Below are 10868 nucleotides of genomic sequence, written 5' to 3'. Positions count from 1 at the left end.
CGATGGTGGATAAGCCGATCGACACTAAAAAGCTGGACAGCGACCTCACCCTGTTGACTGGCATTGGGAGATTCTCAAGCGCATCCTACAATATGACGGAGATTGACGGGCAAACCGGCCTGATGGTCAATGTCCGCGAGCGGAATAACGCACCGCCGGTTCTGCAAATTGCCTTTAGCATCGATGGCACCGAGCCTGATAACGTCACCTACACGTTGGGCGGCCGTTTGACATTTCTCGACGTCGGAGGATTCGGCTCGGAATGGCGCACGAGTTTTGCAATCGGAAATACGTATGGGATCGCTTCCGAGTACTACAAGAGATTTACTCAGGCATCCAAGTGGTTCTATGCTCCGCAAGTGACTATAAGCAACTCGGGGCAGTGGATTTATTCGTATAACGATCCGAAGGCCGACTACCGAATCATTCGAGCTGGCGCGGGAGTTGACATCGGATACGCCATCGACCGCTTCAGCGAGGTGCGGGCCGGATATGAAATCGGATATTTGAATGCAGATTTGAAGCTGGGCACCCCGACGTTCTCATCCGTGAAGGGGCAAGTGGGGGCAACGCGATTCCGATATATAAACGACCACCTGGACGAGCCAATCGTTCCAACGGCCGGATATTTCGGCCGGGCGGATTTCCATCTTTACGATACGAGCCCGGGGGCATCCTCCGCATTTCCAAACCTGGAGATGACTGCCGAGTATTTCAAACGGGTATTCCGCGCAGATTCCGTCTACGTGATAGGTCGGGGCGGAACTACCATGGGATACGAGCAGACCGGCATTCCTCAGTATTACCTCGGCGGAGTAAATGGGTTGCTTGCGTATGGCACAAACGAGCTGCGAGGAGATCAGTACTTCTTCTTTCGATCGGGTTACATGCACCGTTTGATATCCCTGCCCCCGTTCGTGGGTGGTGGCGTCTACGCCACGGCAATTTATGAGATCGGGAAAATGTTCAATGATCCCGGCGTGAGCAAACTACCTAATGACGGCGCGGCCGGTATGGTTGTCCGCACCGCTTTTGGGCCCGTTTTCATCGGCGGTAGTGTCGGAGATACCGGACATGCCACATGGTTCTTTTCTCTGGGCCACGTGTTCTAGCTCATTCCTGAGTGTCGAACGCGTAAGAGGTTGGATTTGCCTTATGTCCCAGACCACCAGCAGGGCCGACAGGAGTGCCGGCGATTGCTGCCGTTCCTTTTATGAGTGCGATGACTCTCTTTTCGCCTGCCGCTCAAAATAGAACGCGACGCCCAAAGCCAGAATAAGAGCCGCAATCCCGAAGAGAGTTATACCCGGCACAGTATTCGGCTCCTCAATGATGACCTTCCTTGCCATCGCGATGAGTGCAACCTCAAGGACTACGCGGACGTGGATGACGTCCTTCCTGAGATACGCTTTCAGAGTCTCCAGCAACTCGACGCCGATCAACACCAGGAGAAAGTATCCGAAGATCTCGAGCAGCCCTTCAACGGGTATGAGCCAACGTGGCGGCTTAGAGACCTCCTCGACGATCAAGGACCCGAGGTGAACCGTGGAGAGGATTACCACCAAGATCAATAGAGCGGCGAGTGCTACTACGATGATCTTCTGGACGTTCCCTATAAGCTTTTCCAACACGGTGTCGATCACGCGGTCTGCCGGAATTTTTTCAGCCGTGGCGTTCGTCAGGTTTGTTGTCGTCATTGTTTTCCATCAAATTGGCAATGCCAAATGCCGCTGAAATTCTACGAAGATTAGAATCGTCATACCTTTCGCGGAGCTCCCAGCGAAGGCCATGAGACTCGGCAAAAACTCACGGTGAGAGGATGATAGCGTAGAAAATCCTTGAAGGGTTGGCAACTGTAACTTATGACAGTCGGATGTCGTGGACGCCGACAAATGTACGCGGCGTGGGCGATGCTGAAATCGCCACGAAGAGGAACATGTATAGCACCAGCCTGAAGGGGCAGAGGTAGAATGAACCCGCATATGGCGAATGAAGTCAGTCGAACAAACGATGTACAGGCCAATCCGCAACTTCTCGACATGGCTTGGATACCCGGCGGAACCTTTCGGATGGGCTCTGAAGACTTTTATCCGGAAGAGCGGCCGGTCCACGAGGTTACCGTGGATGGCTTCTGGATGGATCGCCACGAGGTCACGTGTGAACGCTTCGCAGGCTTCGTAGAGGCGACTGGCTATGTGACGGTCGCCGAGCGTGCGCCGAATCCTGCGGACTTTCCTGGCGCCCCACCAGAGAACCTCGTGCCCGGTTCCCTGCTCTTTCAAAGAACCGGCGGCCCGGTGGACTTACGCAATTACGGCAATTGGTGGGCCTGGATTCCGGGAACGAGTTGGCGTCATCCGTTAGGGCCGGATTCGTCGCTAGATGGTCTTGCCTCACATCCAGTTGTTCACGTTGCCTACGAAGATGCTGAAGCCTACGCAAGCTGGGCGGGGAAAGAATTGCCGACGGAAGCGGAATGGGAGTTTGCCGCTCGCGGCGGGCTTGACGGAAAAACGTTCACCTGGGGGGATGAACATTTGCCCGATGGTAAGGCGATGGCCAACAGTTGGCAGGGAGAGTTCCCCTGGCAAAATCTTCTTGATGACGGCTACGAGGGCACTTCTCCGGTCGGATCTTTCCCGGCGAATGGATATGGCCTGTATGACATGGCGGGAAACGTATGGGAGTGGACCTGCGATTGGTTTGTCCCGCGCCATGCAGACGAAGTAGTTGCGCCTTGCTGCGGCCCTGCTGTTAATCCGCGTATTATTTCGCCGTCGAAGAGTTACGATACGGCTCAGCCACAATTTCGGATTCCTCGCAAGGTTGTTAAAGGAGGCTCCCACCTGTGCGCCCCCAATTATTGTCTGCGCTATCGTCCTGCGGCACGGCAGCCGCAGATGATCGACACCAGCATGAGCCACCTCGGGTTTCGCTGCATGATACGCGATTCAAAAACAAAATGATAACTAGTGACAACAGCGATGAATCGGATCTTCATAAATCTGCGGGACAAGGACGCCCCTGAAGTTTGAGGGGCGCCCGAAGATATCCTCCTAACTCTGATCATGAGGGGAATTATGACGAGCTATTAAGTGAGTTATCGCCGCGAAATGCCTTATCTATTCAGCTCTGATTTCACCATTTGCAGAATTCACGGGAAGAGATCGGACTCATCTACAGTTTGCCCTAACTCATGGGGATCAGCTCACATAACCGGCAGATTCTAAAACAGATGGTCCGGGCCAAAATTGACTGTCTTTCAACTGCTTATCCGGGCTATAATCGCACCTCAATCTGGTTTTGGACGAAGAAATGATGCTCGACCAGTACGAACATTGCCGGGGTTCAATTCCAAATCGAAGGGAGCCCCTCAATTGCGAAAGAATATGCGGGCTCTTCTCCACTCGGGACACAGATCCGTTCTCTCTTCATGGCCGGCCATAGTCGCCGTCGTCTTGCTGGCTCAGGGTGTGATTTCACTCGCGCTGAGCAGAGGTCCTGCGTTAGTCGCATATTACGACATCAGTTACTTCGTTTTGCTTCTCTTGACCTGCGGAGTTGCAATTCGGAATGCGGTGCAGAGCAGGCAGGCCGTCCGCTTATTCTGGTCATTTCTAGCGGCGGCATTTGGTTTGTGGGCGCTGGTTCCTGGTTCGTGGTTCAACAGCGTGGTTTTGCACGGCAGGATTCCGGAATTTCTCTTCGACAATCCTCCCCTGTTTCTCCACATCGTGTTCATGATCGCGGCGGTGGCTTCGCGTCCTCACTTGAAGTTGCCTAGTCGGAGACCTTATCGAGCTACGCTGAACTTTCTCATCCTGCTTTTCGTCTGGGTTTTCGCATATGCCTTCTATCTGTTCCCGTATCAGTACGGCAGCCGAGGAACGGCAATGATCTTGCGTTTCGAAGCCCTCTACCTTATTGAGAATGTTTTGCTTCTTGGCATTCTTGGCAGGTTAATCGTCCGTTCGCAATCCCCTTGGAAATCGATATATCTCCACCTATTCGGCGCCTCCGCCCTCTATGCAATTGGTTCACTCGCCTTTAACCTCGTTTGGGCCTTGAAAGGTCCGTTGGGCAATCCAAGCGGCGCGAATTATCCGGCTTTAAGAGCTCCGATCGGGATGGCGTTCACTGCCTCAATCTTTTGGTTTCTCTGGATAGCTCTTGAGGGAAACAAGCTGCAACCGAAGTTAAATCAGGCTGTACTTCTGGATACTACGGATCCGAAGTACAGTTCTGTTTTTGCGATGCTCGCGGTACTCGGTATTCCTGCTGTTGGCATCTGGGAGCTATTCCGAACGGACGAACCGAGCGGGACGCATGAAGTCCGACTCCTGGTGGTAATGGTGGCGGGCTTGCTTTTGGCCGCCGGCGCGTTTGCTGAAAATTACCTCGCCAACCGCGAGTTCACTTCCGATGTGACCGTGGCTCACAACAGGCTTCGTCTCGCTATGGGATCAGGCAAATCAATGGGATGGGACTGGGATCTGGTCACTGGACAGAACATTTGGTTTGGCGACCTGGAAACGACTTTCGGGATCAATGCCGATACTTACCTCGCAGGCGAACATGAATTTCTTGAACGAATTTACCCAGGCGACCGCGAGCGGATAGCTAGAGTACTAGCAGATGCGGTGCAAGACCGAAGGCCATTTAGAGCGGAATATCGCGTGGTACGCCCCGATGGGACGATCCGATGGCTTGCGGACACAGGGAGATTTTATCTCGCAGCCAACGGCGATCCGCAGCGCGCACTAGGAATCGCAGTGGATGTCACGGATCGCAGGCACGCCGAGGACGCGCGCAGAGAGAAAGAAGCAGAGCTTGAGAAAACTGAGAAGCTCGCAAAGGTAGGAGCCTGGAAATGGGACGTGGAAACCGATACGGTGATCTGGTCTGAAGAACTCTACCGGATCGCGGGTCTCGATCCTGCTCAGCCGGCGCCCAGCTACAAGGATCATCCAAGGCTATACACGGTTGAGAGTTGGGCGCGACTGAGCCGCGCCGTGGAAGAATCGTTGCGGAGCGGAACCCACTACAAATTGGATCTTGAAATGATCCGCCCTGATGGGGCCACGCGATGGGTGATCGGGCGAGGTGAGGCGATACGCGATGACAACGATCGCATCGCGCAGCTTCATGGCACGGTCCAGGACATCACGGAACGCAAACAAACGGAATTTGCGCTGCGAGAAAGCGAAGAACGTTTCAGATTGGTATCGAATTCGGCGCCCGTGATGATTTGGATGTCGGACACGGACAAGCTCTGCACCTACTTCAACAGGCCCTGGCTCGATTTCACGGGGCGTCCGCTATCTTCCGAGCTAGGCTACGGCTGGGCGGAAGGTGTCCATACCGAAGACCTGAAGAGGTGCCTGGAAATCTACGATCGGGCATTCGATCGACGGGAGGAGTTCAGGATGGAGTATCGGCTCCTCAGACACGACCTGATATATCGCTGGGTTTCGAATACTGGAGTTCCACGATTCAACTCCGAAGGTTCATTTGCAGGATATATCGGATCGTGCACCGATGTAACCGAACAAAGGCTTGCAGTGGAAGCGCTCTCCGACGTTGGCAGCAGATTGATCAAGGCACAAGAACAGGAGCGCACAAGGATTGCACGAGAACTTCATGACGACATAAGTCAACGTTTGGCCTTGACCGTGATTGAGCTCGATGGGATCAAGTCGGACATTTCCAATTCGAACCTTAGTGCCTTTAACCGCGTAGCCCACCTCCGGAATTACACCTCGGAGATTGCCGCCGATTTGCAAGCCTTATCCCACGAGTTGCATTCTGTGAGGCTCGAACACCTTGGCTTGGCAGTAACGATGAGAGGTTTTTGCCAGGAGTTCGGAGAAAAACACAAAATGCGGATCGAATTCCGATGCCACGACCTTCCAGGACATCTGCCCGGCGATATTTCTCTCTGCCTATTCCGGGTCTTGCAGGAAGCCGCACATAACGCAGCAAAGCACAGCGGAACACCGCGTCTTGACGTTCAATGTTGGGGAACCCCGGACGAGATTCAACTCGCGGTCACCGACGCAGGAGTTGGGTTTGATCCCGAAGCGGCGGCAAAGGGGCGAGGCCTCGGTCTCTTCAGTATGAGCGAGCGCGTGAGATTGGTAAACGGATCGATCTCAGTCAATTCGAACTTGCTGGAGGGAACCGAGGTGCACGTTCGCGTCCCGGTGAAGGCCCCAACGGGCGCGTCGTCAAGTGATCACACGCCAAGCGACAGCAGAGTCCACGAGACGATTTAGGCCAGTTCTTAAATCAGGTCAGTCCTGAAAGCTCTATGTAGCGTGACCAGCTTCGGTCAAACTTGTAAGACATCGCCATCGCGGGCGACCATCTCGTACAGCACAGGATTGACGAAGAAGCCAAGGAAGAGCCGCGAAACCAGACCCGCGACGATGACGATCGCAAAGGGCTTTTGCGTGTCGGAGCCGATGCCGGTGGAGAGTGCGGCGGGCAAAAGTCCCAGGCAAGCGACGAGTGCGGTCATCATGATCGGACGAAGACGCAAGAGCGAAGCTTCGCGAGTAGCAGTGCGAATGTCCTTGCCTTCGAGGCGCAGCTTGTTGATGTAGGAGACGAGGATGACGGCAGTTTCGACTGAAACGCCCATAAGAGCGAGCAAACCGAGTGCCGAAGAGACACTGAGTGGCGTGTTGGTCAACTTGAGTGCGATTAGCGCACCGACAGGTTCAGTGAGTATCACGCCAAGAGCGATGGTGATCGGGAACTTGAAATTTCCATAGAGCGCAAACAAGATCATGAAGATGATCAGCACTGCCAGCGGTCCAATGAATTCCATTTGGTGTTTTGCCTGAAGTAGTTCGCCATATTCCCCACCCCACTCAAGTCGATATCCACTCGGCAGAGACTTTGCAATCTCCGCGATGGACTTTTGGCCCGCGAGCACTGCGCTTTGCAAGTCGCGCCCTTCAATGCTGTACTGTACCCCAATGTAGCGCGAGTTGTTTTCGCGGTAGATAAACGAAGCTCCGCCGGACTCATGAATGTCGGCAAGTTCGCTCAAAGGAATCTGCTGGCCTGTCGGTGTACCGACGAGCAGGTTGCCGATCTGTTGAGCATTCTCGCGAAACTCAGGCTTCATGCGCACGACGAGGTCAAAGAGTTTCTCACCTTGAATAACCTGCGTAGCCGCCTGTCCACCTACCGCCGCTTGTACGATAACTTCAACGTCGGCCACATTGATGCCGTAGCGGGCAATCTTATCGCGATCGACATCGATGATCAAACTGGGTTGTCCGAGCTCACGCACAACCGTCAGCTCAGTGAAGCCAGGCACCTGCGAGAGCCTGCGCTTGATCTCAAGCGCCTGACTCTGAAGAATGTTGAGGTCAGGACCGTAAATCTTCACCGCGAGCGCGCTCTTGAGTCCCGTCAGTGCCTCGTCTACGGCATCTTCGGCGGGTTGCGTGTAATTGAAAATGACGCCGGGAAATGCCTGGAGTTGACTTTGAATGTCCTCCGTCAGCTGTGCCTTGTTGTGGATTTTTCCCGTCTTCCATGATGCGTCACTATAAGGTTTCAATCCCACGTAGAACTCATCGTTGAAGAACCCTGTCGGGTCGGTACCGTCGTCTGGTCGGCCGAGTTCGGAGCCAACGTCGGTCACCATTGGGTACTTCATCAAAATGTTGCGAACCTGCGGCGAGAAGTTACTCGCCGTTTCGAAGGAGACCGTATAGGGCAGGGTGGCTCTTATCCAGAGTGCGCCTTCGTCGAGATGGGGCATAAACTCTCCGCCGATGAATGGGATCAGCAAGAGCGCGGCTGCGAAGATCAACGTGGCACCGATCATGGTTGTCTTGGGACGATTGAGGCACCATTCGAGTTGCACCGCATATCGATCACGCACCGACTCAAAGGGTTTGTTGACGCGCTCGTGAACTCCGCTCTTGAACCAATAGGCGCACAGAACTGGAACGAGTGTCAGCGTCAGGATCAGCGCGCCTACGAGCGCGATAGCCACGGTGTCGGCCATCGGTTTGAATAGTTTTCCGGAAGGTCCGCTTAGCGCATAGATCGGCAGGTAACCCGCAATGATGACGGCAACGGAATAGAAGATAGGGCGATCGACGTCTCTCGCCGCATCGAGGATGACCTCTTTCAGATCATAGACCTGACCTTCGCGGGCCCCCAGCTCGCGGAAGATGTTCTCCACCATCACCAGGGTTCCGTCGATCAGAATTCCGAAATCAATGGCGCCAATAGAGAGCAGATTTGCAGGAATGCCTCGCGCGTGCAGGAAAATGAAGGAAAAGAGCAACGACAGTGGAATGGTCAGCGCGACGATCACGGCCGCGCGGATGCTCACCAAAAACACCATCAGCACGAGAAGAACGAGAGCCATCCCGAGCAGCATGTTTTCTTCGACCGTGCGGATTGTCAGTTGCACAAGATCGCTGCGGTCGTAGAAGGGGCGCACTTTTACGTCGGGCGGCAAAATCCTTTCATTCAGTTCCTGTGTCTTAGCCTCAACGCCCTTCAACACGTCCTGCGTTTGTTCGCCGCGTCGCATCATGATGACGCCTTCTACTGCATCATCATTTTTATTGAAGCCGAACTCGCCCAGGCGCGGGGCGTTTCCAATCACAACATCGCCTACATCGCGGATGCGGATGGGCACGCCATTTTGCGAGCCCACCACAACGTTGCCAATGTCAGAGGTATCGCGGATCAGGCCCAGGCCGCGGACATAGTAGATCTGGCCGCCCTGCGCATAGAATCCTCCTCCCGCATTGGAGTTATTCACTGATAACTGCTGTATCACGGCCGGTACCGTGAGGTGATAGGCGTATAGCCTGGCGGGATCGAGAACAACCTGGTACTGCATGACGGTTCCGCCGAATCCGGAGTCGTCGGCAACGCCGGGCACTTGCTTGTATTGGCGATCGATTACCCAATCTTCAAAGGTCTTCAACTCCTGGGGCGTGCGGTCTGGACTCTCGAGTACGTATCGATAGACGAGTCCGGAAGGGCTGGCAAGCGGCGAAAGAGTGGGAGTTACTCCCGTTGGATAAGTGACCTCGCTGAGCCGCTGAAAAACGACCTGGCGCGCAAAGTAGTCGTCGGTGCCGTCGTCAAAGGTGAGGATGACATCTGAAAGTCCATAAAGCGAGATCGAGCGCATGACGGACATTTTGGGAACGCCGTTCATCTCCACTTCGGTGGGAACGGTGACGAGGCGTTCAATTTCCTCTGATGCATGCCCCGGCCACTGGGTGATGATCTCGACCATCGGTGGCGAGAGATCGGGATAGGCATCGACCGGCATGTGGATGAACGAGATGGCTCCGCCGACGGTGATAAAGGCAACCAGCAGCAAGACAAACATCCGCTGCCGAAGAGCAAATTGAACGATGCGATTAATCATGATGGCCTGTCTCCTCAGTGTTGCAGCGAATTAGCAAACTGAAGAAACAAGCTGCCGTCGCCGACAACCTTCTCTCCAAGGGAAATGCCTTTTAATATCCGGGTCTGGCCGTTCTCGTGCTCACCGAGCTCAACATCGCGCCGGCCAAACTGATTTGGTCCAGTATTGACATAGACAAAGGGCTGATTGTTGTCATCGCGTAGAACCGACGAGTCTGGGACAGCCATTGCATTTGAGATCGAACCAGCCGCGACGGTAACGGTGCAGTACATATCTTTCTTCAATTTCTCCCCGGGATTATCGACGACGATGCGCGCTTGCAGGGTCCTGGTGTTTGGGTCCAACGCGGGGGCGACGTAGGAAATTCTTCCATGGAAGCTGCCGGGGTATGCGTCTGTCTGCACAGTGACATCGTCGCCGCTTTGAACATAGGCAAGGTCCCCCTGGTAGACATTGGCCAAGACCCAGACAGTACTTAGATCGGAGATGGTAAAGGCCTGGGTCTGTCCCGCCTGGACCACTTGTCCCGGCGAAACCATACGCTCAACCACTTCACCCGTAATGGGCGCGAGAACCGGGATCTGCGCGGAGGAAGGAGCGCTTGCCAGGCGGTTCGGATCCTTGACTCCGACGATTTTCATGCCTTGTTCGGCTGCATTCAGATCGGCCTGCGCCTGGTTGCGATCAGACTCTGCCTGCTCAAGGTCTCGTTCCGCGATCGCGTGGTGCGCATACAAATCCTGTGCGCGGGCGTAGTTCTTCGATGCAAGGCGATTCGAATCCGCAGCCTTTAAATAGGCGTCAAGGAGTTGCGAATAGTCGGGACTGCTCACGTCGAGCATGGCCTGCCCTTCTTTCACGTGCTCGCCGGGAACCACAAGAATCCTGCTCACCGGGCCACCTACCTGGCTGATTACGGGCGTCGTCTTGAAAGCGTTGTACGCCACCGTACCGGTGAGCCGCAGCGTTCTTCTCAGCGTTGCCGGCTCAACCGTAACGACCTGGATGTGGGACATCTGGTCTTGCGGAATGGTGAAGAGCTGCGGGGTCGCGGACTTGGAAGCCTTCGCGGAAAATGACGTCATCTGTCCTGCCTGCTCCCCATCATGCGACTGGCAGGCTGTTAACGCAGCCAGGGCGGCAATTGCCATCAGGCATGGAATGTTGTTGCCGGCTATTAATCGATTTTTCATGGCAAGCTCCTGGTTCCGACGGCTTCGCGAAGCTGTTCGAGGGCGAGCAGATACGTTGCGAGCGCCTGCCGATAGCTGAGTTGAATGGCTCGATTGCTGCGCTCTGCATCGAGAAAATCAAGCAGGCTTGCAGCGCCATGCTTGTAGGCGTACTCACTGATGTCGCGGGATTGCTGCGCATTATCTAGATAGCCCGACTTATAAAGGGAAATGATCTTATCGTTGGAGCGAACGCTCTCAAAAGCATCTCTCAC

6 protein-coding genes and 1 pseudogene are annotated in these 10868 nt (G+C 54.6%); 3 read left to right on the top strand and 4 right to left on the bottom strand.

From position 1 onward, the window contains the following. Positions 1-1112, top strand: a 1112-nt coding sequence (locus tag WA354_RS14005) for a BamA/TamA family outer membrane protein (protein WP_472813634.1), incomplete at its 5' end; no start/stop codon positions are given. A gap of 99 nt (positions 1113-1211) precedes the next feature. Here WA354_RS14005 and WA354_RS14000 read toward each other — a convergent pair. Further along, on the bottom strand, positions 1212-1697 hold the full coding sequence (locus WA354_RS14000; RefSeq protein ID WP_472813633.1) for a phosphate-starvation-inducible PsiE family protein: 486 nt from the start codon (positions 1695-1697) through the stop codon (positions 1212-1214). Between the two features lie 273 nt (positions 1698-1970). On the opposite strand from WA354_RS14000, the gene WA354_RS13995 reads away from it, so the two are divergent. Both WA354_RS13995 and WA354_RS13990 read left to right on the top strand, forming a co-directional pair. Continuing rightward, entirely contained in the window at positions 1971-2966 is a 996-nt protein-coding gene (locus WA354_RS13995) for a formylglycine-generating enzyme family protein (protein ID WP_472813632.1), read from the top strand. Positions 2967-3377: 411 nt separating this feature from the next. After that, complete coding sequence (locus tag WA354_RS13990; protein WP_472813631.1) at positions 3378-6275, top strand: sensor histidine kinase; 2898 nt, start codon at positions 3378-3380, stop codon at positions 6273-6275. A gap of 56 nt (positions 6276-6331) precedes the next feature. Here the strand turns inward: WA354_RS13990 and WA354_RS13985 are convergent, their stop codons facing one another. From WA354_RS13985 to WA354_RS13975, 3 genes and pseudogenes are all read right to left on the bottom strand, one after another. Beyond that, the gene (locus tag WA354_RS13985; protein ID WP_472813630.1) at positions 6332-9421 is read right to left on the bottom strand and encodes an efflux RND transporter permease subunit; all 3090 of its coding nucleotides are present in this window, start codon (positions 9419-9421) and stop codon (positions 6332-6334) included. Between the two features lie 14 nt (positions 9422-9435). Then, entirely contained in the window at positions 9436-10614 is a 1179-nt protein-coding gene (locus tag WA354_RS13980; RefSeq protein ID WP_472813629.1) for an efflux RND transporter periplasmic adaptor subunit, read from the bottom strand. Beyond that, positions 10611-10868, bottom strand: a pseudogene (locus WA354_RS13975) (TolC family protein); the annotation flags it as partial. The pseudogene WA354_RS13975 and the gene WA354_RS13980, both read right to left, overlap by 4 nt.

Source organism: Occallatibacter sp. (genome assembly GCF_049802275.1).
GTDB lineage: Bacteria > Acidobacteriota > Terriglobia > Terriglobales > Acidobacteriaceae > Telmatobacter.
Note: the sequence above shows the minus strand (reverse complement) of the source record. Positions and strands in the feature narration are given on the sequence as shown.

Excerpts from the sequence above, each read along its gene's own strand:
- WA354_RS14000 (WP_472813633.1), bottom strand. The coding sequence starts at position 1,697 with ATGACGACAACAAACCTGACGAACGCCACGGCTGAAAAAATTCCGGCA.
- WA354_RS13995 (WP_472813632.1), top strand. The coding sequence starts at position 1,971 with ATGAACCCGCATATGGCGAATGAAGTCAGTCGAACAAACGATGTACAG.
- WA354_RS13985 (WP_472813630.1), bottom strand. The coding sequence starts at position 9,421 with ATGATTAATCGCATCGTTCAATTTGCTCTTCGGCAGCGGATGTTTGTC.
- WA354_RS13980 (WP_472813629.1), bottom strand. The coding sequence starts at position 10,614 with ATGAAAAATCGATTAATAGCCGGCAACAACATTCCATGCCTGATGGCA.